This is a genomic window from Psychrobacter sp. Arc9 (genome assembly GCF_041431295.1).
Lineage (GTDB): Bacteria > Pseudomonadota > Gammaproteobacteria > Pseudomonadales > Moraxellaceae > Psychrobacter.
Genome location: NZ_JASMRK010000006.1, coordinates 26,317 through 52,378, shown reverse-complemented (window position 1 = coordinate 52,378; position 26,062 = coordinate 26,317). Strand labels below are relative to the sequence as shown.

At 39.5% G+C, this 26,062-nt stretch carries 13 protein-coding genes and 1 tRNA gene; 10 read left to right on the top strand and 4 right to left on the bottom strand.

Features of this window, described 5'->3' with window-relative positions:
• The first annotated feature begins 211 nt into the window (after nt 1–211).
• The 10 genes from QO187_RS04940 to QO187_RS04895 all read left to right on the top strand — a co-directional run bounded on the left by QO187_RS04940 (nt 212) and on the right by QO187_RS04895 (nt 17,930).
• Complete coding sequence (locus QO187_RS04940; protein ID WP_102078003.1) at nt 212–940, top strand: glycerophosphodiester phosphodiesterase; 729 nt, start codon at nt 212–214, stop codon at nt 938–940.
• A gap of 471 nt (nt 941–1,411) precedes the next feature.
• Nucleotides 1,412–2,590 (top strand): fatty acid desaturase, encoded by a 1,179-nt coding sequence (locus tag QO187_RS04935; protein WP_180952617.1) that lies wholly within the window; start codon nt 1,412–1,414, stop codon nt 2,588–2,590.
• Nucleotides 2,591–2,925: 335 nt separating this feature from the next.
• Complete coding sequence (locus tag QO187_RS04930) at nt 2,926–4,392, top strand: YdiU family protein (RefSeq protein WP_102078005.1); 1,467 nt, start codon at nt 2,926–2,928, stop codon at nt 4,390–4,392.
• Nucleotides 4,393–4,758: 366 nt separating this feature from the next.
• Nucleotides 4,759–7,077 carry an NADP-dependent malic enzyme gene (locus QO187_RS04925; RefSeq protein WP_102094503.1) on the top strand — a complete coding sequence of 773 codons (2,319 nt, stop codon included), beginning with the start codon at nt 4,759–4,761 and terminating at the stop codon, nt 7,075–7,077.
• Nucleotides 7,078–7,354: 277 nt separating this feature from the next.
• On the top strand, nt 7,355–8,536 hold the full coding sequence (locus QO187_RS04920) for a tRNA nucleotidyltransferase (RefSeq protein ID WP_102078007.1): 1,182 nt from the start codon (nt 7,355–7,357) through the stop codon (nt 8,534–8,536).
• Between the two features lie 37 nt (nt 8,537–8,573).
• The gene (locus QO187_RS04915) at nt 8,574–9,386 is read left to right on the top strand and encodes a pteridine reductase (protein WP_102094502.1); all 813 of its coding nucleotides are present in this window, start codon (nt 8,574–8,576) and stop codon (nt 9,384–9,386) included.
• A gap of 95 nt (nt 9,387–9,481) precedes the next feature.
• A tRNA-Ile gene (locus QO187_RS04910) sits at nt 9,482–9,558 on the top strand.
• Between the two features lie 240 nt (nt 9,559–9,798).
• The gene (locus QO187_RS04905; RefSeq protein ID WP_371547657.1) at nt 9,799–11,001 is read left to right on the top strand and encodes a tyrosine-type recombinase/integrase; all 1,203 of its coding nucleotides are present in this window, start codon (nt 9,799–9,801) and stop codon (nt 10,999–11,001) included.
• The gene (locus tag QO187_RS04900) at nt 10,976–17,269 is read left to right on the top strand and encodes a hypothetical protein (protein ID WP_371547655.1); all 6,294 of its coding nucleotides are present in this window, start codon (nt 10,976–10,978) and stop codon (nt 17,267–17,269) included. The genes QO187_RS04905 and QO187_RS04900 overlap by 26 nt, the downstream gene beginning before the upstream one ends.
• Nucleotides 17,259–17,930, top strand: coding sequence for a hypothetical protein (locus QO187_RS04895; RefSeq protein WP_367110067.1), 672 nt, complete (start codon nt 17,259–17,261; stop codon nt 17,928–17,930). Before QO187_RS04900 ends, QO187_RS04895 begins: the two co-directional genes overlap by 11 nt.
• 59 nt (nt 17,931–17,989) lie before the next feature.
• On the opposite strand, the gene QO187_RS04890 is transcribed toward QO187_RS04895, so the two are convergent.
• The 4 genes from QO187_RS04890 to QO187_RS04875 all read right to left on the bottom strand — a co-directional run bounded on the left by QO187_RS04890 (nt 17,990) and on the right by QO187_RS04875 (nt 25,990).
• Nucleotides 17,990–21,253, bottom strand: a complete 3,264-nt coding sequence (locus QO187_RS04890) for a tyrosine-type recombinase/integrase (protein WP_371547652.1) — start codon at nt 21,251–21,253, stop codon at nt 17,990–17,992.
• Nucleotides 21,246–23,570 carry a hypothetical protein gene (locus QO187_RS04885; RefSeq protein ID WP_371547650.1) on the bottom strand — a complete coding sequence of 775 codons (2,325 nt, stop codon included), beginning with the start codon at nt 23,568–23,570 and terminating at the stop codon, nt 21,246–21,248. The genes QO187_RS04890 and QO187_RS04885 overlap by 8 nt, the downstream gene beginning before the upstream one ends.
• Nucleotides 23,570–24,130 (bottom strand): hypothetical protein, encoded by a 561-nt coding sequence (locus QO187_RS04880; RefSeq protein ID WP_371547649.1) that lies wholly within the window; start codon nt 24,128–24,130, stop codon nt 23,570–23,572. Before QO187_RS04880 ends, QO187_RS04885 begins: the two co-directional genes overlap by 1 nt.
• 234 nt (nt 24,131–24,364) lie before the next feature.
• Nucleotides 24,365–25,990 carry a long-chain-fatty-acid--CoA ligase gene (locus QO187_RS04875; RefSeq protein ID WP_371547646.1) on the bottom strand — a complete coding sequence of 542 codons (1,626 nt, stop codon included), beginning with the start codon at nt 25,988–25,990 and terminating at the stop codon, nt 24,365–24,367.
• Between the last annotated feature and the right edge of the window lie 72 nt (nt 25,991–26,062).

Sequence of the window (26,062 nt, the reverse complement as noted above, 5' to 3'; positions counted from 1 at the left end):
AAATGGTCATTAGTGTAGCCCATGGATATACAAATAGTGCCCCTTATTATGGGAAAAACCTGCGTTTGGTTGCAAAAACATAACAAACATTGTCAAGTTTAGTCCCTAAGAAGTCATATTTATAAAACTACGGATTGCATCACAGTTTTTGTTAGACGTCATTGATATGACGCTATATGATTGGGCATAAAATCATCGATAATTGGTGCATATGATAAATTTTAGAGATACATTATTACTAGGTCATCGAGGCGCACGCGGTGAGGCGTTAGAAAATACCTTTTCAGGCTTTCAATACTCTCAAAATCTTAAGTCAAAAGGCTTAGCAGGCGTAGAATTTGATATACAACTAAACGCTGACGGTCACTTAATCGTATTCCATGACGATGATTTAGAGCGTATGTGCGGTCGGCAATCACGTATTGATCAGTTAAAACTGACTGAGATTCAGTGCCAATTGCAGTTTGGCCAACCTATTATGACATTGGCGAGCATGGCACCTGCGCTTAGCGGGTTTAACGTTATTGAGCTTGAAATTAAGACGCATAGCCGTACCAACTACGCGGTGTTGATTGCAGCGCTTCGGCAGGCATTTATTGATACACCCCTTGCCAGCTTACCAGTTGTATTGACGAGCTTCGATGTCGAGTTACACAACCGTTTGCAACGTCACAAACTATTATCTCATATGCCTCGCGGCTTGCTTATTCGTACGCCAGAAGCGTTGGCAAGCGCGACCAACACCGCATTGCAACTCGGCTGTATTCAACTGGGCATTCATTATCCGCTTTTGACCCAAGCCGTCATCAAGCATAGCCACCGTTATGGATTGCCCGTAAGTGCTTGGACGGTTAATGATATTCCCACCATTGAGCAGCTCATCAAATGGCAGACCGATGTCATCATTACGGATTTTCCAAGTCATTTGCTGTTGCCTTAACCGAGTTATCCGTACTTTTTTGATATTTAATCATTTTTTCGATAAACGCATTCTTTTCTACATATCTACCCTTCTTGTTACATTTCTCCTTCATGTCTGATAAGTCACTCGTATTTTTGATCAATACATTCTATAATCCATACAAGTTATTGTTATTTAGCAATATTTTTATAGTGTATAAGTGTTCACTTTACACGCTTTTTAAGGTACTATGGTGGCTTAAATTAATACCGTTAGGGATATTATATGATTGCAAAAAAAGCACTTGGCTTACCGCTTAAAGGCTTACGTTTCGCTATCAAATCTGGTGATACGCTTGTAAAGACCGCCAGCACTCAAGTAACGCGTTTTAAAACTCGTTTCGATGAGAAAAAAGCGCAAATGGCGCTTGATGAGCAGCCTGTTGCAAAACGCAATTATGCGAAAGCTTCTGAGCAAGCGGATCTTTCTGCGCAAGAGCAAAGCATTGATATGCGTGAGTTTGAATTTACCAAAGCACCAATTAACTGGATTCCAGCGGCTATTTTAGTAGCGACGCCAATTGCTGCTGCTGTGATTACGCCATGGTATCTATGGACTCATGAAGTTAGCGCTCCTGTTTGGGGTGTGTTTGGTGCCTTTATGGTATGGACAGGTATCAGTATCACGGCGGGTTACCATCGTCTGCTATCGCACCGTGCTTACAAAGCGCACCCTATTGTCAAAAACTTTTTATTGTTAGGTTCAACCTTAGCCGTACAAGGCTCAGCGTTTGATTGGGTTTCTGGACATCGTACTCACCATCGTCATGTAGATGATCGTTTGGACGATCCGTATTCAGCACAGCGTGGTTTTTGGTTCAGCCATATTGGTTGGATGCTACGCAACTACCCTAGCGGCAAGTTCGACTACAAAAACATTCCTGATTTGACTAAAGATAGAGTCTTACAAATTCAGCATAAATACTACGGTCTATGGGTAGTTGCCATGAACGTTGGTATGGTTGCCGCTATCGGTTGGTTGCTTGGTGATGTTTGGGGTACGTTGGTTATCGCAGGCCTACTACGTTTGGTATTGACGCATCACTTTACGTTCTTCATCAATTCGCTATGTCATATGTTTGGTACACGTCCTTATACGGATACTAATAGTGCTCGTGATAACTTTTTCTTAGCTATCTTTACGTGGGGCGAGGGTTATCATAACTATCATCATTTCTTCCAGTATGATTATCGTAATGGCGTGAAATGGTGGCAATATGATCCAACAAAATGGTTGATTGCTGGTTTATCAAAAATCGGTTTAACGACGGATTTGCGTACTGTTGATGATACGACTATTAAGCATGCCGAAGTGCAAATGCAGTTTAAGAAAGCTCAGCAGCAAATCGATACAGCAGCAGTAAGCGGCATCGATCTTCCTCATGCGATGAAGAGCTTCCAAGACCGCATTAAGTTTGAATACGATGCATTTAAACAAACTGTCGAAGAATGGCAATCACTGAAAGCTCAAACTATTGAAATGAAAAAAATAGAATGTGCTGATCGCTTACGTGAAGTTGATGATAAGCTAAAGCATGATTATGCGAAAATTGAACAGAAAATCCTTGAGCATAACAGCAATCTAAAAACTGCCTTCCGCTCTATTGGCGCGAATGAAAAAGCTGCTTAATTAACCTCTGATTTGTTTTATAATTTTGAAGCTTCTCCATCCCCCTATCCGTACTAGATAGGGGGATTTTTTTGCTTATAATTTGTCGCTTATGTCACTACAGCTACTTCTAATGACCTTATTATCATAATAGATGGTCAAGTACATTGGCTGAACCATTGCCAGCTCCAACCTAAAAGCAATAACAATCACATTCATCACATTCAATTACTTAAAGACAGATAATTTTATTTTTTGGTCAGATATTACAAGAGACGGACAGAGTGCAACGATGCCATATGAGAGCTATGCTATAGTGACATTCTCACTTTTATAATTTAATGGAAACGGCCTGTATGCGTTATCAAAACACTTACGTCAACCTAGACACGCGCCTTTATCATGAGCAGCCACCGACACCACTAGACAATCCTCGTGCCGGTCACTTCAATAGTCAAGTTGCACAGCAGTTGGGCTGGGCCGACGATGAGGATCTGATGACCAATTGGGTTGAGATATTGGGCGGTCAATACGTGCCAGCTGATTTCAAACCATTATCGATGGCCTATGCTGGTCACCAGTTTGGACAGTGGGCTGGGCAATTGGGCGACGGACGCGGTTTGCTCATGGCACAGGTACTCGATAATGATGGACAGCCACAAGACTTGCACCTCAAAGGCGCTGGCTTGACGCCCTACTCACGCATGGGTGATGGACGAGCAGTCTTACGTAGTACTATTCGCGAATACCTGTGCGGTCATGCATTGACCCAGCTTGGCATCCCCTCATCTAACGCATTGGGGTTTGTGGTATCTGATACGAGAGTGCGCCGTGAGCGTATCGAAGCAGGTGCAGCGTTGATGCGTGTGGCTGATAGTCATATTCGTCTCGGTCATGTCGAGTGGATTGCCAGCTTCGCCCCTGATGTACTGGGTGAGTTCACCGACTATATGATTGACACTTATTATCCAGAGTGCCGTGATAGCGAAGCGCCTGTCTTAGCTTTTTTGACCGCAGTGGTCGAGCGTACGGCCCGTATGATTGCTGATTGGCAATTGATTGGCTTTGCTCATGGTGTGATGAATACAGATAACTTATCTATCACGGGCAGTACTTTGGACTTCGGGCCGTTTGGCTTTATGGAGCGCTTCAATCCTGCATGGATTAATAATCATTCTGACCATACGGGTCGTTACGCTTATCAGAATCAGCCTGCTATTGGGCATTGGAATCTAAACGTTTGGCTGCCACACTTTATGCGCCTAGAAGGCGTTACTCGTGAGACTCTTGCTGACTGCCTAGCGCCTTACGAAGCAACCTTTATGCAGCATTATCAGCAAGGTCTGTGCCGCAAGCTTGGCTTACCGCATCAAAGAGAAAGTCTCAGCTTAGCCTTTGAATGGTTGACACTATTAGAAGACAACTTGCTCGACTATACCAATAGCTTCCGCGCCCTACTCGGTTTGGTCGCACCAGCAGATTATCCTTATGAGCAAAAGCTACTGACTACCATGACCACTGAATTAAGCGATGATGCGCAGCAAGTATGGCAAGACTGGTCAGCACGTTATCTGGCGCAGATCGAGCAGCTGCCACTTGAACAGGTAGTTAACGACATGACAACCACCAATCCTGTCTATGTCCTTCGTAATAGCATGGCGCAGCGTGCAATTACTGCCGCAGAGCAAGGCCAGTTTGAAGAAGTTGATCGAGTTTTTCGTTTATTAGCCAATCCTTACAGCGTGCAAGATATCGCTAATGATTTAGATAGCAGTGCGCCTGCGCCTGATACACCGCAGATGCCTATTAGTTGCTCATCTTAGTAGTTGCCCGTCTTAACACCTTTCAATTCTGTAATATTTTGAAATATTATGAAATTAAGGTTGATATCCAACTGCATTTTTTGGCATTATCAACGAGATAAATAACGAATATCATTTTATTATATTATTCGCACAATTCACCGTTGTTGACTAGGCAGTGAATTGGCAATAATGCTAGAATGAATATTTTAGCTGGTTTGCTTTTTTGACCTGATCTTTGATCGTCGACCATGATTCTGATGGTCGTGAGTCGTTTAACGTCTTTATCCCTTTCAATTATTATCATTCAATGATCTTTGGAGGGTTAGACGTTGTTTTTTATCACCATTTAATTTATTCCAATTTATTCCAACCATGGCAATTATTATGAATGACGATACCACTTCGAATACGGATAACCTCAGTACAGAAAAAGAGCAGTTTGAACAAGCTGCCTTACATTACCATGAGTTTCCACGCCCAGGTAAAATTTCGGTAACCCCTACTAAGCAGCTAGCCAACCAACGTGATTTAGCACTCGCCTACTCTCCAGGTGTTGCTGTACCTTGTCTTGAGATCCAAAGAGATCCAAAACTTGCGTCTAAATACACGGCACGTAATAACCTCGTTGGTGTTATCACTAACGGTACTGCTGTATTGGGTCTGGGTAATATCGGTCCATTGGCATCGAAGCCAGTCATGGAAGGTAAAGGCGTTCTATTTAAGAAGTTCGCAGGTATCGACGTTTTTGATATTGAAATTGCTCAAAATGATCCAGACAAATTCATCGAAGCGGTTGCCTCCCTTGAGCCTACTTTTGGTGGTATCAACCTAGAAGACATCAAAGCACCAGAATGTTTCAAAATTGAGCGCGTACTACGTGAGCGTATGAACATTCCTGTGTTCCATGATGATCAACATGGTACGTCAATCATTGTTGCCGCAGCCATGCTAAATGCTTTGTTGATCACTGGCAAAAAAATCGAAGAGATTAAAATTGTTTGTTCAGGCGCAGGCGCAGCAGCCATTTCTTGCCTAGATATTATTTGCGCGCTTGGCGTTAATAAGAACAACATTATTGTTTCAGACTCACGCGGTATCATCAGTACTAGCCGTGAAAACCTTGATGAAACCAAACAACGCTATGCTCGTGATGTTACGGCTACTTCTATCGAAGAAGTCATGGACGATGTCGATATGTTCCTAGGCCTATCAATGCCAGGTACACTATCAGAAGATATGGTTCGCCGTATGGCAAAAGACCCTATCGTCTTTGCACTTGCCAATCCAACACCTGAAATCATGCCAGAATTGGCCCATGCGGTACGTCCAGACGTCATCATGGCAACGGGTCGTTCAGACTATCCAAACCAAGTAAACAACGCGCTATGCTTCCCGTATATCTTCCGCGGTGCATTAGATGTTGGTGCAACCACTGTTAACGAAGAGATGAAAGTCGCCTGCGTAAAAGCAATCGCTGCGATGGCACACGTCGAAGCCACTCCAACTACCAGCGCTAGAAACATCGAAAAGATGCAGAGCTTTGGTCGTGACTACTTAATCCCAGGCCCTCTAGAACCAAATCTAATCATTGAGATCGCATCTGCTGTGGCCAAAGCAGCGATGGATTCGGGCGTTGCCACGCTACCGATCGATGACATGCAAGCCTATCGTCAGCGTCTATCTGAGTTTGTTTATAACTCAGCGTTTGTGATGAAGCCAATCTTTGCTCGTGCTAAAGCCGATCCAAAACGTATTGTGTACTGTGAAGGTGAAGACAACAACGTCTTGCTTGCTGTACAAGTGGTCGTTGATGAGAAGCTAGCACAACCTATTTTGGTTGGTCGCCCTTCAGTTATCGAAGCCAATATCAAAAAACTGGGCCTACGTCTAAAAGCTGGCGAGAATATTACCATCGTCAACGTTGATGACGATCCTCGCTACAAAGACTACTGGCAGGGCTACTACGAGAAGAACAAACGCCGCGGTGTAAGCATTGAGCTTGCGCGTCGTGATGTTCGCCGTAAGACGACTTTGATTGGTTCTTTGCTGGTCGAAAACGGTGCGGCAGATGGCATGGTATGTGGTACCTTTGGCCATTACCAATTGCATCTAAAATACGTTGAAAGCGTCATTGGCAAAAAACAAGGTATGAATGATTTCTATGCGATGAATGCGGTACTCATGCAAGATCGTAATATCTTTATTGCTGATACCTATGTCCATGAAGACCCAACGGCTGAACAATTGGCTGAAATGACTGTCTTGGCAACAGATCAATTACGTCGCTTTGGTATCACGCCACGCGTTGCGCTAGTGTCTCATTCTAACTTTGGTGCTTCAGATCGTGCCAGCGCTGTCAAAATGCGTAAGGTTCATGAGCTACTAACCAATATGAATGTCGACTTTGAATTTGAAGGCGAAATGCAAGGTGATGCCGCGCTTAACGAAAATATTCGTCTAAACGATATGCCATCAAGCCCGTTAAAAGGTGCAGCGAACCTGCTTATCTTGCCAACCCTTGATGCCTCAAATATTGCTTTTAACCTGCTCAAAACAGCAACTGGCAGTGCTTCTGTTGGCCCTATCCTATTAGGAACTAATAAGCCGGTACACATTTTGACGCCATCAGCGACAGCACGTGGTATTGTCAATATGACTGCACTGACCGTTACTGAAGCTCAAGACCTAGAAAACGAAAAATAGTCATATACCATACCCAGTATGAATGCACTGTATCGGTTCAATATAATTTGGATACAAGGAAGCCGAGTGAAAGTACTACAAATAGTAGACTGAGCGAGGCTGACACCCTACCAAATTTGTAGAGGATTGATTATATTAAGAAGGGCTCTGTCATCCATTGACAGAGCCCTTCTGCTATACTAAAACCAGTCAATGCAACTTATAGAGCATTGGCTGGTTTTTTGATTCATAAAAATTGAGCTAGTGATATAAAGCTCGATAATAACAAGAGGCTTCTATGCAAATTTATCTCGTAGGCGGTGCTGTACGCGATCGACTGCTTAAACGTCCTATCAAGGACAAGGACTTCGTCGTCGTTGGCGCTACTGTGGCAGAGATGATTGATGCAGGGTTTCAACAAGTGGGCGCTGACTTTCCTGTGTTTTTGCATCCGACCAGTCATGAAGAGTATGCATTGGCACGCACAGAGCGCAAGCAAGGCTCAGGCTACAAAGGTTTTAGCGTACATGCCAGTCCCGATGTCAGTCTAGAGGATGATTTGCGCCGTCGTGATTTAACCATCAACGCGATGGCAATCGAAGTTACCAGCTTAACCGATGATACCCCGATTAATGGACAAGTCATCGACTACTATGGCGGACTACAAGACTTAAAAAGTAAGACATTGCGTCATGTGTCCAGTGCTTTTAATGAAGACCCATTACGTGTACTTCGAACAGTACGCTTCTATAGCCGTTACTACGATTTGGGCTTTACCATCGCGGATGACACTTTAACGCTGATGCGTCAATTGGTCGATACAGGAGAGCTGACTCATTTAAGCGCCGAGCGTATCTGGCAAGAGTCAAGCCGTGCAACTATGCAACTATCACCGCAAGTCTACTGGCAAAAACTGTTTGAAATTGGTGCACTCGCAGAGTATTTCGCGCCTTTGCATCACGCTTGGGACAATATTCAAATAAGAGAAACAGTGCAGACAGCGTTATACTTTGCAGGACAGATGCATTTAAATTTATCGCAGCGTTGGGCACTACTAATGACTAGCCTGTCTTCATCACTATTTACTAGCGAAAACTCTGATTCTACGTCTAACGTATCAACCGCTATAAAAAATATTAACGCTATCGGTAATAAAGCCAAAGTCCCAAAAGCACATACTCAGTTCGCAATTTTATTCGCTCAGCAAGCTGAAAAACTAAGCACAATAAACAGTCTAAATGCGGCTGAAAAAATCGATCTAATCCAAGCCTGCGGTGCGCATAAGGAGCCTGACAAGCTCTCTCAACTGCTAGTGTGCAGTCATGTGTTACAGCTAGCAACACAGCATCGCCAAATGATGTTAGCACTAAACAGCTTTCACGCCATCGGTATGACTGACATTGCGCCAGACCTTAAAGGCCCGGCTATTGGTGCAGCCTTACGCCAAAGCAGGATTGAACACTTGCAAGCGCAACAATGATATAGACAAGCACCTTAGAGAAAAAAGTAATATTGCTATGAACCAAGAACTTAATGCCTACCAAGCAGAAAATATAAATAACCAAACGCCAGTGATGCTTGTCACAGGTAGTGCTAGGCGCATTGGGGCAGCTATTATTAAAGCGGCTCATAGGCAAGGTTACCGCGTTATCATTCATTGTCACCGTAGTGAACAAGACGCTAATGACTTAGCTGATGATCTGAACGACATCCGTGCTAATAGTGCAAAAGTTATCGTTGCTGATTTAACGATAGTCAACGATGGAGCGGCTTTAGACAGCTTTGTTGGAAGTATTATAGAGGCGTTTGGACAGCTTGATGTACTGGTGCATAATGCCTCACGGTTTTATCCTAGCCCGCTCGGTAGTATCAATGATGCACAGTGGGATGAGTTGCTTTTGACCAATGCGAAAGCCCCTTTACTATTAAGCCAAGCCCTATTACCTTATCTAAAGCAACAACAAGGCTGTATTATCAGTTTATTGGACATACACGCACATGATAGACCGTTTAACCACTATACTGTCTATAACATGGCAAAGGCTGCGCATCGAATGATGGTACAGTCGCTAGCGCTAGAGATGGCGCCAGAAGTACGGGTCAACGGGGTTGCTCCTGGGGTCAACATTTTACCTGACCCTACTAGCGACCAAGCTATTGATAACGAGCAACAACAAAGTATCATCGACGCTATCCCTATGAGGCGCATAGGCCAACCTGATGAGATTGCTCATAGCGTACTGTATCTTGTGCAGGCAAATTATGTCACAGGAGAGATCATCACCGTGGATGGAGGCCGTAGTCTAACCATAGCTGGTGGTTACCTGTAATACAAAAATATGGTTCAATAAAAAATATCTTGATTACTGCCTATCTTTTACTTGAAAAATTAAAAAAATCAGGTATCATTGTGCGTCTAACGTTAGGGCCCATAGCTCAGTTGGTTAGAGCAGAGGACTCATAATCCTTTGGTCGTAGGTTCAAGTCCTACTGGGCCCACCACATTCAAACCCTTACAGTCATTGACTTGTAAGGGTTTTTTATTGTCTAAAATTTATGTAAAAGCATTGATGTAATTAGTTTCTTGATACTATCTTGATACTTTGACCCTTGTAGTAATTAAAGTATGATGACTATTAACACTATGGTTATGTACTGCTGCATGGGTGATATATGAAGGTTAAACTTACCAAAAAACTTATTGATTCAATAGACTATACCGTCAAAGGTACCGATATCTATATGGATGATGTATTGACTGGATTTGCGCTACGTGTAGGCAAGCAGTCAAAGCGCTATACATTACATAAGCGTATAAATGGAAAGTTATATCGAGATGAAGTAGAAGAAACGCACTTGATTACCTTAACTGAAGCACGTGAAAAAGCCAGTATAATGATGGCAAATATAAAAAAAGGTATGCATGTTTATGACGGGCTTCATGAGAACTTGGAAGAGCTTAAAGATAAGACTAATAACGTGCCAACACTTAAAGAAGCTTATGACTACTTTAAATCAACCAAGACTAGTTTAGCGGAAGGCACTATTACTACTTATGATCGCCAAATATTAAATAAGCTAAGTGACTGGCTAAATATCTCTTTAAATGATATCACTAAGTCAATGATAAGTGATAAACATAAAGAGATAAGCAAGCATAGCGAAGCTCAGGCTAATGCAACTATGAGAGCTCTAAGATCAGTTTGGAATTACTGCCGTGATAGCTTTTTAGATGATGACGAAGATTTTTTAATCAAAGAGCAACCGGTACGCATACTTAACGCTAAGAAAGATTGGAATAAAGTTAAGCCACGTACCAAACATATTGAAGAAGAATATTTAGGTATGTACCTTAAAACGCTTTTGAATTATGTTGACAGAAGCTCACATATGCAAGCGCCTCATAGCAATAATGCACGAGATATCATGCTACTCTTTATGTACACTGGTGTACGTTTGAACGAAGCGCAGTCTTTGAAATGGTCTGACATCGACCTTAAGGCTGGCAGGATAGTGTTCAAAGATACGAAAAACGGTTCTGATTATCATATGCCTACTAGTAACATCCTACAGGCTCTACTTGAAGAAAGGTGGAGATTGAGTGCTGGCAAGCAATGGGTATTTCCAAGTGACTTACAAGCCAGCGATGACCATATAAAAGATTTAAGCGGCAGTTATAAGGCCATTGGCGATCAAGCAAACCTGTATATTACACCACATGATCTGCGCCGTACTTTTGGAACAGTAGCCAATAGCTTAAACATTAGCTATCCAGTTCTTAAACGCTTGCTCAATCATCGTGAAGCTAAATCAAGCGATGATGTTACCTTACAGTATGTTCAGGTGTCACAGCGGCAACTAAGAGAAGCTTTGAACTCAATTGAGGTTTTCTATTGTCAGCATGCTGGGATGACGCAATATGAAATCATCAGTAAATATTACTAACCTAATAAAACTTCAAGAAGAGTTCTTTAAAATGTCTTCAACTGATTTAGTAAGAATGAGCCGTGATGGCGACCAGTTTCATTATTTATGGGCATCTAGAAGAGCTTTACTACTGCTACAGTCCGATTCAAAGTTAAAGCTAATAACGATAGAAGGGGTCTCTTCTGTTGAGCTAGGTGACAAGCATGTTTCTGATGGAGAATATGTAGTTGACGTCGCTGAATATTATGGCGGAGAAAGTTTCGAGACAGCCAATAGCATAAATTATTATCAGCTAAAGCATACGACGAAGAGTAAAGAAACTCCTTTTAACCCAAATAAACTAAGAAATACGATAGAAGGTTTCAGCGAACGCTACAAAGCTCTTATTAAGGTTATTGGTAAAGAATCAGCTCAAGCTAAGCTCAAGTTTATATTCGTATCGAACAGATCTATCAATGAAGGCTTTCATGAGAGTATCAAACAAGTAGCTTTAGGGATCTCTACTAATCTGACTAATCAAAGAAAGCTTGAACTATATACAGGCTTAAACGGTAAAGATCTCTCTGACTTTTGTAAATTAATAACTTTTGATATCACTACTGACGATTATTGGGAACAACGCAATATTCTAGCTTCAGAAACCGCAACTTATCTCGCTGGTTCTGACGCACACTCCCCTATTAGTTTAAAAGAGCTTATCACGAGAAAGGCGTTAAGCGAAAGTCAAAATAATAACTCTATTAATAAAATCGATGTTTTAAGAACACTTAATACGGATGAAGACGCTCTGTTTCCAGTGAAAAATCTAATTAAGACAGTTGAGAACCCTATTCAACGTGAGCAAGAGCAACAACTTACTAGCCAGATTATTGATGACAATTTAAATGTTTTCATAATTCAAGCAGAAGGTGGTGTAGGCAAAACTATCTTTGCTTCTCACATTCATGAATACCTACCTGAAGATTCAATCTCTATTGTTTATGATTGTTTTGGGGATGGGGATTATAGAAACACCTCAACTTTAAGACATACTCACAGGACAGCTCTGGTTCAAATAGCTAATGAACTAGCAGCAAAAGGGTTATCCCACCCTTTGATTCCAAGCTCCTCAGCTACAGATTCCGATTATATTAAAGCATTTTTATCAAGAATTGAGCAAGCCGCAGAGAAGCTTAACTACATTAGCCCTAGCGCAATCCTTTCAATTGTGATTGATGCCGCTGATAACGCTCAAATGGCAGCTGAAGAATTTGGAGAAGTTAGATCTTTTATTAAAGACTTAATCAAAGAATCTTTTCCTGACAATGTCAAATTAATTAGTTTCTGTAGACCCTACAGATTGATATTACTTGATGCACCTTCAGCAGTTAGGATCCTTAATTTAAACCCCTTTACTCTTGAAGAGACTAGGCATAATTTAGAAAAGTATTATGCTCAAATATTACCTGCAGATGTTTCGGAATTTCACAGACTAACATCTCGAAATCCACGTATCCAATATTTGGCACTGGCAAAAGAGCTAAGCTTACCAGAAACCCTACGCTTCTTCGGTACAAACCCTAAAAGCATTGAAGACACTATAAGTGATTTATTAGAAGCAGCCATCGATAAAATTAAAGAAGATAACTTTATTGAGAGCGCCAAAATAGACAAGCTGTGTGAGTCTATTGCGATCCTTAGACCTCTACTACCTATCGAGGTACTCGCGAAAATATCACAGGTTCCTGAAGAGCAAATCAGAAGCTTTATCGCAGATATTGGTGGACATCCCATTCGGTTACTGGATGATTATATCCAATTTATTGATGAACCAACAGAAACTTGGTTTAGAGACAAGTATCGTCTTAAAGACAGTCAACAACTTGGAGCTTATATCACTACGCTCAAACCTTTGGTTAGCGACTCACATTATGTCGCCTCAGTTTTACCACAGCTAATGCTAGAGGCTGAAGAATATGAGGATCTTTTCGATGCAGTCTTAAGCTCTAAACTTCTACCTGAAACCTCCTCACTAGAAAGAAGACACATTGAAGTACAACGGCTTCAATTTGCAATCAAAGCAGGCATTAAGCTTAATAGATTAGTTGATGTTGCTAAGCTAGCGTTAATGGCTGGTGGTGAAAGTGCCGCTCAAACCAGACAAAATGCTTTAATAGCAGACAATTTAGACTTAGCTTCAGTTTTTTTTGATGATAATAAGTTACAAGAGTTAATCGCTAATGATATTTTCACTTTAGAAAATAAATGGTTGGGTGCAAAATTTGCTTATGAAGCACAACTGCTTTCATATAAAGCAAATTTAATGAGTGAAGCAAGAAGTAAGCTTCGGATAGCAGAAGACTGGCTTCATAGCTTGTTCAAGCAACCTGAAGATGAAAGATATCATACGGGAGTTGATGATAAAGATATTATGCGGCTATTTATTGCTCATTTCAATATACATGGCGCTGAACAGAGCTTAATTTGGCTGAGTAAATGGAAACCAAAGTCAGTAACCTATACAGTAGCAACTCAAGTAGCTCAGGAGTTTTTACTCTATAACAAATTGTCAGATTTAAAGTCTATGCTACAGCATGCCAGCAATAATATTTATTTCATATTGGGTATAGTGAACGAAGCTGTAAAGCAGAACTATGATATTCCAAATAAGTATTTGTTAAGATCTTTCAAAATTATAAGTCGTCAGGGCATTTTAATTAAATTGCAAGACGGTACTCGACCTGTAAGTTTGCATACTATGACGAACTATCTGCTGGCATGTTATAGATCTGGAGTCTGTAATGGCATAACTGCTTCAGATCTATTATCTCGTTATATGCAAACCAGATTACCTTATGAACTAGAAGATACTCGTGGCCACTATGGCAAATCCATATACATGACCGCTTACGCATTATTGGCTAAGTGGCGAGCCAAAGAGTTAACAATAGAAGATATTATTGACGAAGACACTAAAGCAAAAATTAAGGAATCCAACAGTTCATCTGAACTGAATGAAATTACAAATAATATCGAAAAATTAATTCCTTGGTATAACTTACTAGCTGATAGTCTGTTATCTACGTCAGCAATTTCAAATATTGAAGAGTCGCTTAGTATCGTTTTAAATGAATCCTATCTTCCTAAAGCAGATGAATATCGCTTTAATCGTAGTATAGCAGAAGATATTGCATGGGCATGGTTTAAAATTATCGTTACTAATAGTCAAAACTTAAAACAGTTATTACAGGAATTATTTAATTATTTAAACGATAGAGAGATTAAATTACTTCCTAGAACTTTGAATCAGTTTATAAAAATATGCTGTCAATACCCTGAACTCGAAGACTTTGCGTATGGGCTGAGCCAACAGAACTTCGAGAGAGCGATTGAAGCTCAAGTAAACGCAAATGAAATACTGGACGAAATTGTAGAAGTTGCAAGAGCAATATTACCATTAGATACCAAGCAGGCTGAGTCATATTTCAATAAAGCTATAGAAGTCAGTAGTAAAATTGGCGATGAAAATTTTTCTCGATGGGAGGCTTTAATTTATCATGCTTCTAATACCAATGAGTTAACGTATAGTGGACAACCTGAGCTAGCCTACAGATTCGCTAGATGTTCCGAACTCACACATAAATATATATATGAAGACCATTTTAACTGGGATGCAACCGTTAAAGCACTCGTTGATATCCATCCAAATTCAGCTTTAGCTATTGCAAGTAGATGGCGTGATAGACAGTTTGGAGAAGATGAATTAGTAATCAATGCAATAGGAGAAAAGCTTTTAGAACATAGGCTTATCTCACCATTAGCACTTCTTTCCTTACTTTGCCTAGAAACAGGCTCTTATTTAAAAGATATATTAGATGGTATTCAATTTAATAGTTTAGATAATGAAATTCAAAAGGCTGTGATTCTTATAGTCTATCAGTATCAAGTTATACCTAATCCATCTGAAAACAATAGAACTATACTTAAAAAGCTATACGATAATTACTTACTACAGATAGATGAAATACAACGGTTTTTCGATACCTATGAGCCTGATGAACTGAAATCAAGAGACTCCAGTTATGATTGTAGCTCTACAGTTGAGAGTATAGATTGGGCCAACGTTTTTATCGATGATCAACTAGATAGTCAATACGATTATCAATCAGCTCAAGATAGATACCTAAGTATTAAAGAATATGGTTCATTAGATGATAGATACTATAGCGAGCTTCATAATAGGCTGTCCAATACATACGTTTACGATTATATAGAGTCAACCTTAAATGATCCTAAAATAGGGGTATATAGATTAAACTTTATTTTGAAAACAATACCTGACAAATGGAAACGACGTGAAGCCGTAAGAGAATGTTTTAGCGAACAATTCAAAGTATATTGTCGCAGGCATGCATTAGAGCTATTCATCAGTCTTCGACATGGTGACTTAAAGTTAATTACTGTAATGAGTTCAATCTCTAATCTCCCAGAGAGTGAGTTACTTAGACAGGTATTATTAGGTCGTTCAGAAAGTGCTGAACTTTTAGATAGTGACCAACTATTCAACATGGTCAGTATGATTAGTAAAATCATCGATCCTGAAGACTCAAAAGACGTATTAGAATTTGGTTTAACCTTGTTAGAACAAGATTTATCTGATGACATATCTGACGGTGAGTGGCTTGCTCATTTAATGCCTCCAGATACTATTGAGGAAGCCTATGCAGGATATCTTGTCTCAGGGTTAGCCTCACCCTTTCTTTATACACGTTGGCTTAATGCTCATACTGTCAAAGTGCTGGGAGAGCTTAAACAAAAACCCGTACTAGATGCTTTAGTAAACCACATAGACATTCAAGCTAATAAAGCCTTTATAGACAACCGTTTTACTTACTACAGTTATACTGCCCTTCAATGGTTGCTCATAGCTTTTTTAAAGATTTCCGAACAACACGCCAGCGCGATAGCATCTTATATTGATTTTTTTAAGTCTAATATCAATCCGGATAAACCTCACATTTTAATCCGTTTGTATTCTGCTAAAATCCTTCTAAACCTAAATGAACAAGGTCTTCTTAGTCTAACGTCCACTGAATTAGAGACCTATAAGTCGATTGGAACTTCAAATTTTGAGGTTATAGAAAAAGAAGATGTTAATTTAGATGAATATCAGAATATCGATAAGTCTAAAGTAGATTCATTTGGTATTGATTTTGGACCTTATTGGATTGAGCCACTTGGCGAATATTTTGGTTTACATGCCAAATATGCCTATTATGAAGTATCTCTTGTCAAAGACAGCTTGTTTAATAATCTGAATAAATTACCAGATAATAGACATTCATCTTCAATATATGAATGGCAAGCAACAAATCATAGCCATGGCTCAGCACCGCAGGTAGAAGATTTAAAGTTTTATAGAAACTATCATTCACTGATGATTGCGACAGATATACTGTTAAATAAAAGACCCTTAGTTCAACAAGACTGGTATACCTTTTCTTATTGGTTATCGAAGTATGATTTTACATCGCTGAATGGCGCTTGGTTATCCAACTATAGAGATCCTACACCTAAACGAACGACCGAATGGCATATTGGTATCGAGCAGAATAGTCCAAGTTGGGAGTACAGTATGTCATCAAGCGACTTTGATGAACATTTTAATTTTAATAATGATTGGCTACCCATATGGGGTAGTTGGACAGAAGTGTTTGATAGAAAAGAAAAAAGTTTTAATATGCGTTCAAGCTTAGTAGCTCCCAAGACATCTCTTGCTTTATTACGTTCGTTGCAGTCTTACACAGACCCTAGCGATTATTGTTTACCAAAACAAGGCGACGATTTTAATATAGATAACGGTGCGTTTAATTTAACATCATTCATATCAGAATCTGAATGGTTAGATAATACCATTTTCGAGAAAGACCCTTGGTCAGCATCTATTGAGTATAGAAGTCTAAAGCCTACTGACAGTGTTATTGAACTTATGAGCCTAAGCTGTGATTCACTTGGTAAGATTTGGTTTGATAAAAATGGTAGTGAAGTTATTAGAACGTCTTGTTGGGGGCGTTTGCGCTCTCGTAATGAAGAGTATTCCCATGGTACTAAAATGCTCGTTTCTAAGCATTTTCTTATCAGTATTCTTAGAGCTTTAGATATGAACTTAATAGTATCATTTTCAGGTGAACATCGACTTCATTCAAGATATGGAAAGGACGATGATTATTACAAGAAGTTTGGGTATATTCCTAATAGTAAAAAAGCATATCTAATCACTAAGAAGGGCGAACTATATGGATATTAACTCACTGAAGCAGTTAGGCAAGACCCTTATAGAGGAATATGGACTCGAAAGCTCTACCAATACTTTAGAAAGATGGATGCTTCACTATTTAGCTGAACTTTTTGATAAAGAAAGAGAATATGGTAATGCAGACGAGACAAAAACTATTCAACTTGAGATTAAAGAAATAATTTTAGAGTTTTGGCGATTAAGATATCGCTTAGCAGATGAAGATAGTTTATTTAAGAAAAACCAAGCTCTTATTGATACGTTAGAGAAGATAAGCCCTCAGTCCGTTATACCCATTAGCTCGTTTTTTAATCCCTATGATAGTAAAGACACACTTGAAGTTAGCGAAGCAGGATGGCAAGAAAGACTGTTAGCTATCGACAAATCATCAAAAGTAGTCATGTCACACTGTATCTTAAAATACCTTAACGATATTGCTGATAAAAACAATGATATTGTGAAACTCATTGAGTCTATTGAAGATTTTAACTCTCCAGAATCTTTTTTAAGTAGGTTTTATGGTGATGAGACAGCAGAGACAGATAAAATTGAAAATATAGAAGAACGCATTCAAAACTTAACTGTCTTTATCGATACAGCGGAGTCTGTAATTGAAGAGTATAGGTCTGCGCTAGCTAGCTTAGCTGTTGATTCACATGATAAACCTAAATAATTTAATTACTCGGGTTTAATTGTTTCATAGCTGCTACTTGCAACGATAATGATTGTTAACTAGCTATTGTCATGCTTAATTAACACAATCAAAAGATATCCTAGATATTTAAGCACCCCCGATGACGCATAATATTGATCAGTGGTAGCCAAGTTTTTGTCAGAGCGTTTACGCTTTTTCTGTACAACCCTTACTTCATAGCCATGAAAATTCTCACGAGCACCGACACGTATTGAGCTGTTCAGACTCAAGTCTTTTTTAACATTACTTACAACTTGCTCACTATATGCCCTAACCTGCCAATGACCGGCATCAATAAGCTGACAACCTACCAGCATAAAACTCTGTAGCATTTTAAGCTGGGTCTCCTTAATACCAAAATGAATCGATGAGTAATTCAAGTTATGTTTATGTGCAAATATTTCAATAAACATTCTCAACTTCTCAGGATCCTTTATAGACATCTGATACGCCCTATCTAATGCTCTAATTATTACTTCCTGGTTTTTTCTGCCTTTAGGCCTACCTAGTAATAGCCTGTCATCGTCGAACAGCTCACTAGCGCGCAGGTATAAGCATTTAGATTCATTTAAACTTATACCATGTCTAATAGCCACTTCAGGTAACAGCTCATCTCGAGAGTTTTCTTTTAATTCTTGCATTTCCTTTAGAAAACCTATGACGTCCGCATATTTAGGATGAATGAAAATTGAATTTGTATTTGACTCATTAAATCCATTCAAATTACCTTTTAACAGTTGGTGACTAGTATTGTTATCAGGTTCATCTATATTCTTAAATAACGGTGTTTTATTAATAGCTATTTTTTTAAGTAAATATGATCTTATCTTATTTAGCTGCACCGTCTTTGTCGTTGCATCATAAGCAGTTTTGTCTTGTCTATATATAACAGAATAATCTAGTCCTGTTATTAAGTCTAAAACGGTTATAGGTAGCTCTAAGTAAGCGTTACTGAGCTGTTCCCCTGCCAGCAGATGAGCAGTATGAATATAATGCTCGAAGGTTGTGTCGCACGTTAAATGCCCTGCAAAGCTAGCCAGCCCAAACCAGGAGCCTTGATCCTTGTGATAGCCAAGGACGCCTTTTATTACTTTTTCGCACTGCTCATTATCATAATCAGTCATCACCTGTGCCAATGGCGACTTACTTAATACTAACGCCAGCTGACTAATCGCAGTATGCCTAAAGCTATGAAATGTGAAGTCGTGCTTTCCTAGCAATCTGTCCCAAATTAACTTCATGAGATTACTAAAAACCACACTGGGTAATGGCTGATCGCCTGAACCTTGAGAAAACAAGTAACGACGCTTCAATCTTTTCTGCTGACGATATAACTGAATAAGTTGTTTTAGCTCGTCTTTCTTAAGTAGGCAGTTAATGGGTATAAGGCGGCTTGCGCTGCTACTTTTCAATCTCCGATAGCGATTTGGTCTTAACCATATTTGTGGCTGCTCTATTCGTTGTTCATGCTCATCAATATAGATGTCAGCTATATCACCAACTTTAACACCGATAAGTTCTTTGATTCGCAACCCTGTCCGATACGCAAGACTTAAGACTACTAAGCACAGGTTTTTCTGTTCATCGCCTAAATCCGAGTTGACCAGATACTCTTTCATCGCATGATATATCCGAGGTGATATCATGTTCGCATTTACCACTTGGCGTTTATTACCCCACGGGAAATACACAAATGGCGCATTATAGTGCGCTCGCTGATAATCATGGAAAGCTCGTAGTCTGCCATAAGTAAATTTTTGAGTATCTTTGAGCTTATCCAGATATGAAACTTTATTTTTCTTTAAATACACATTATTCAAGACATTGAGACTACCTTGACTTAACACATCGTCTGCACAGCCAACTAAATCATCATCCGTATCTAGATTGTCTTCGCCAAAGTCTGATTCTTTGTTTAAAATAGACTGCTTTCTTCCATCCTTAATCTTACTTTGAATGATCTCCTCATATACAGCTTCAAAGTCCTCACCAGACCATTCATCAAGATTCTCATCCATTGTTAGCATCAGCCAATCCCGACCAATACATCCCAGATATTTACTAATGGTATCTAACCTGTTGTTACTATCACTCAACAAGCTTCTGACCCATCCTAAAAGACGCATGGCATTAGGCTGGGTAAACCCCTGTTGTAACAACTCTACTTGCGTAATAGCTGATGCTTTACTGCCTTTAAGGGCATCTTGAACCTCTTTAATGAGATTCTTACTAAAATTTGGATACTCCCTACTATTGGTACCCTTTTCGTCAGATTCTGAAAAGCTTGCTACAAATAACTCTTCCCAAGTGAGCGGCTGTAGATTTGAGTTAATCACCTCTTGATTATAATTAATAAGCTTATTTGTGGTTAAGCCCGTCGTTTTAATCTTGCCCTGTCTAACAATAGCCAGTGCAGTGTCTATATCGCCTCCTTTCATTTGCCGCCAATGATAGTCAGCGTATTTTATTAACTGTGATAAATGCGGTTTACTTTTATCTTTATTTTGTAGTTTTAGCTTCTTACAAATATCACTGATAATGGTTTCAAACGATTTCACACCTTCTTTTTTTAACTTTTTATCTTTTAGCGCGTATAAAAAGCAAAGTGTCATATCATCAGGTATGTACTCTACATAGCGCTGTAAGCTTGTAGCAGATACATCCTCTGAGGTATGACTTTGCGTATAAGAACAACCGTAATTGTCATCATCAATACTGAGCAAGATTAGCGCCAAACTCTCGCTGCTGACACCTGAATCTGGCAATTCATCAGTTGCTGGTAGCTGCAATTGATATATGTCACGTTCGCCTAGGAGCCATTGATACAGTGCTTTTAACACATCTATGTCATTCAATCCCCCATACATCACGCTACAGTAGAGCACTGACTCAATCAAATCATTGTTTGAGAACCTTCTTTTCCGTTGCCATATCTCAATTATTTGCTGGCTAGCAAGGCTTACTTGAGCACCACTTACCATCCAATCATAGGATATTGTTAAATGATCACGCTCTGCTATGACTGGCACAACTGGTTCATCCATACTCAGTTCATGAGCTTTGTTATAACTCCGTATGTATTCTAAAAATCCTTGTCTGGCTAAGTGATAGCTATGCGCAGTATCAAAATGCACCTCAAGTATGCTACCAATGGTTTGATAGTATTCAGTTAGGTCTGTTCCTGTGAGTATGTGATTGTCATCAACATACGAAGCTATCAAAAATTTTGCCTCATTTTTGATACTCTCATGACTCTTGCTTTTATTTTCTTCTCTTAACTGATGAGCAACGGCATTATCCATATATATTCACCTCAACTTGTCGTAGATTAAGCTCAACTGCAACTTTCTCTAAGTCAGCGGATAACGCTTTTAGCTCATTAATGGATAATGACGACATGGGATGCATAGCCTCCTGATCTGGATGTTCATGACCATATAGGGCGCAGATCAAATGCTCAGGAGACTTATTCGTTAGTAGTGAGCGTAATTGATGTCTAAGCCAGTTGTCTTGGTGACTAAAAAAGTGTTTTATCTGATAGCGAACCTTACTAGGTTTAATACCGGTAAAGCCTTTGGGATTTTGGCTAAATAGCTGAATGAGTGGCTGACTAGAGTTCAAAATTTTATTTATAGGAAATTGGTCATTGGGATATATAGAATTATGCATGACCGCAAATTGCTTGATATATTCAATATAATTTTGAATCGCTGTGATTAAGAAATCACTAAGAGGAATAAGCCTTCCCTGCCCTTGTCCCTGACGCTCTTCTTTATCCGACACCCATAACAGCCTTTGCCTAAAATCAAATTGATTTAAAAGCCCAGGCGCATGCTTTACGGGTCTAATACCAGTCTGAATAAAGATGATGTGCCATAACCAGACACCATAAGCATTAAACTGCTCAATATAACGGTCCTGCCTTATGCTTACGTTCCGCTTTAATCGACCGTTATAACTCTCAGTTGCTTCAGCAAGCTCATCAAAAAATCTTTGGCAGATATCAATATTTAAAGTCATGTCACTACCGATATATTTTTTATAACGATTGCTTTTCGTGCTAGACATACTAAGCTGTCGCAGCTCACCTTGGCTGTCCGCAGTACAGTATTCGGTCAATAGTTGTATGGCGCTGTAGTAAGTCTTCTCTAAGCTTATTGTCTCAATACTGGTGTAGTACAAGGGCGAGCTGTGTTTCACATCAACTCCAGTAATCATGTCGGCATGTAATGACTCTTGCAGCTCATTCTTTATAACTGTATATAAACAAGCGTCAATATGCTGATTTGATAACACCGGTAGCTCTAGTTGCACTTTCAAGCTTGCCAGCACTTCAGACACTTCATCGCCATCCACCGAAAACTTATTTTCAATAACTGCTTGTAGCCTCGCTGGCAGAGGTAATTTAAATTCATTATCATGGCTTTGACGATGTGGCAATAAGTGGCTTCTACGATTTGAAGTTACGTTAATAGTATTACTCATAGCATAACTATCAGCAGCCGAACCGCTCTCATGACTCAACCACTTGCGCTGACTTTTATCCAGTTCTAACTCATAAATCACGTCTTGAATCTTCCGACCACTTAGTAGTGATAGTAATATGACCGCATAAACCTGACGCTGTTTATAGCTAACAACGCCAAAAAGCTGCCACACCCGAGCAAATAACATCTGATAGCTCAGTAGACTTAGTTGACGTAGATTAGTAGGAAAATGAAACTGGTTACGGCGGGCATGTCGATAATTGTTTTTTAGCTTCCATTGCTGTAATTCTGAGGATTTAGCGGTTGTCCTGGAAGGCTTAAAATCATTACCTAAGAGCGCAGGCGGGTCATCATCAGCAGTATTTTCAGCATCCGCCACGTTATCATTTTTATGGGGTTTGCCAAATACTGTTGCTCTTAATGGTTCATCAGTACAATCAAGGTATAGCTTATTAGAGTGTTCTTTACTAAGCTCATTGTTTTGTGAGTTGGTATAGGTTTTACCCACAAACGCTTTATTCTCTGCAACAACTTCATAGGCAAGTCTTATTTGACCAATTTTACCAGCCAACTTTTGATTAACCACTTTGCCTGACTCTTCATCACTTCTTGTCTTAGCTTCATATACGCGTAATACTGCTAGTGCATTCGTCAGTGAAGCACGTTGAGCATGGATATCAATCAGTTTTTTAACAATCTCTGACTGTGGGTTATTGTCCTTTAAGCCCATCCTCAGACGCACACTTAGCTGACTGACTTTGGCGGAGTGCTCATCCTTACGTATAGCAATCATAATAATTATTTGCAGATATGCGCTCATAAACTGCCATGCTTCATCATCACTACGTGCTTGACCATACCTCTGGTAAAACAAGACCAGCATATAAGTGACTGCCCAATCTTCAATTTTTTTCTCTTTGACGACTTTCCTGGCGATAGCTTCACATTCAGACAATGTAAATACTGGCATATTTAGGCTGGCTTGCTCACCAATATGTAGGCAAAAGCCTAGATTAATATAAAAAGTATTAATAATCAGGTTTTGTACTTTTATACAGTATGGTGAATCAAGTGGCACTAAATGATCTAAAACCCTCTGTAATTCGCTGTTATCAAAATGCTTTATATTCATTAGGGTGCACCACTCAACCAGCTCATACTTTGAGGAATACCGAGAACACGCTCTTCTAGTGCGAACTTACATTGGCGATATTCATAACTACTCTGGCTAATACCTGCAAAATGGCAATACTCCTTTACAGTCAGTTGCCTAACCCCCATGAGCTGGCATATAACACTTTGAGGTGCAGTGCTTTTAAGCGCTTTAAACAAATCAGGATGATGAATACCTTTCAAGAACATCAAGTCTATAACCTCTATCCATGCGAGCTGCTGAACGTCTTTGATACTTTCAGGGATTATTAAACACGGATAATCCCTATTATTCTCGAACCTTAAGACCTGATCGACTCTTTGGAAATCATTAAAGAAATAGAAAGTACCGCTTCCTCCATCAACCAAGCGCAGTGGTGGACGGTAGAAGTTATCCAAAAACTTCGTATTGATATAAGTCGTTTTAGGTCTCAATCTCTGCCAAACACATAACGCGGCTCTAGCATACGGATGTACATACAAATCATCCTTACTAGGATTGGCAAGCTTTTGCCCAACCTTAAGTTTATTATTTTTCATCTTTTTTACAAAAATAGTGAGTATAATTCATGTTATCTAATGAACACTTAGGTGTCAAACGCTTTATTATTGCGGGTCTTAATATCATAAAATAATTAGTATTATTAAGGAGTTAGTATTATTTTAGGCATAAAAAAACCTCTTGAAACTATAAAGAATATAGCTTTAAGAGGTTGTTGATTTTTATACTTTTATTAGCTGAGAAGGTTAAACTTGGAGTTTCATGCCTCTTAGCTATTCAAATAAAATTCGACTATACTTCTCACGTAAATCCTTTTTTACCATTTTTCCAGTACCGCTAATTGGAATTTCATCAACAAAGATAACCTTGTCAGGTATCTGCCATTTAGCAATTTTTCCCTGATAAACCTGCAGAACGCATTCTTCTGTAGCTTGATTCTCGCTATGTTTTTTTACAATTAAAACTGGGCGTTCATCCCATTTCGGATGCACAACAGCAATTACAGCTGCCATCGCAACTCCTGGATGTTCTAATGCAATATTTTCAAGTTCAGCAGATGAAATCCACTCACCTCCTGATTTGATTAAGTCTTTGGCACGATCACTTAAACTGAGATAACCATCACTATCGATTGAAGCGATATCGCCTGTATCAAACCAACCGTCTTCAGTTAGTAAGGCCATATCTTTGTTATAATAATGCTCAATAATCCAATGTCCTTTAATCTGTAGGTGTCCTGTCTGTCGTCCATCCTCAGCTAAACGATTAGTTCCATTTTCTTCGTCTGTAATACGGATAGAAACACCAAAAGGTGGGCGCCCTTGAGATAAACGGATCTTAAGCTGTTCATCTTCAGACAATTCACCATGCTTTGCCTTCAACTGATTAATCGTACCTAGCGGACTTGTTTCAGTCATTCCCCATGCATGAATAGTGTCACAAGCATAGCGATCCTTAAATTCTGAAATAATTGATGGTGGACAAGAAGAACCACCCACGACAGTTCTTGTTAAACTCTTAAGCTTGGTAGCTGAAGTTCGAGCATATGTTAAAAGCCCTTGCCAAATCGTTGGTACACCCAAAGCCATAGTAATGTCATAACGATCAATGAGTTCAACTAAGCTTTTGCCATCTAAATCTGGCCCTGGTAGTACTAAGCTACATCCAACCATTGCAGATGCATAGGGAATACCCCATGCATTTACATGGAACATCGGAACTACGGGAAGGACAATTTCGCGTGAAGATAAACTAATAGTATCAGGGAAGCAGGTTACAAAACTATGTAGAACCGTTGATCGATGTGAATATAAAATTCCTTTTGGGTTCCCTGTAGTTCCAGAGGTATAACATAATGAACTTGCTGTATTTTCATCAAACTCAGGCCACTCAAAACTTGCTTTTTGTGCTGCAACTAACTCATCATAGAATTTTACGCCTGGCAAAACCTTAGTGATCTCAGGATCTGCTTCGCTCATACAAACAAAGTGTTGGACGTTTGGAATCTCTTCTTGGATAGATGCAATTAAAGCCACAAATGTCTTATCAAACATTAAAACCTTATCATTCGCGTCATTAATAATATACGTCAATTGCTCAGGAAATAGGCGTGGGTTAATAGTATGACATATCATACCTGAGCCAGAAATTGCATACCAAGATTCTAGATGACGATGGTTGTTCCATGCTATTGTAGCTACTCTATCATTCGGTTGTAGGTTTAGACTTTTTAATGCATTTGCATACCTTTTTGCATTTTTAGAAATTTCTAGCCATGTGGTTTCAACGATGTGACCATCCACCTCTTTAGAAAAAATCTTTGTATCGCCATGGTAGTGTGCAGCATGTTCAATTAAACTGCTAATCAGCAGCGGTTTAAACATCATATTTCCTAACATATAAAATATCCTTATTTCAAATAACAATCAACCATTTGATATTATCTGCTGTAATAAAGTGCTTCGCTCAAT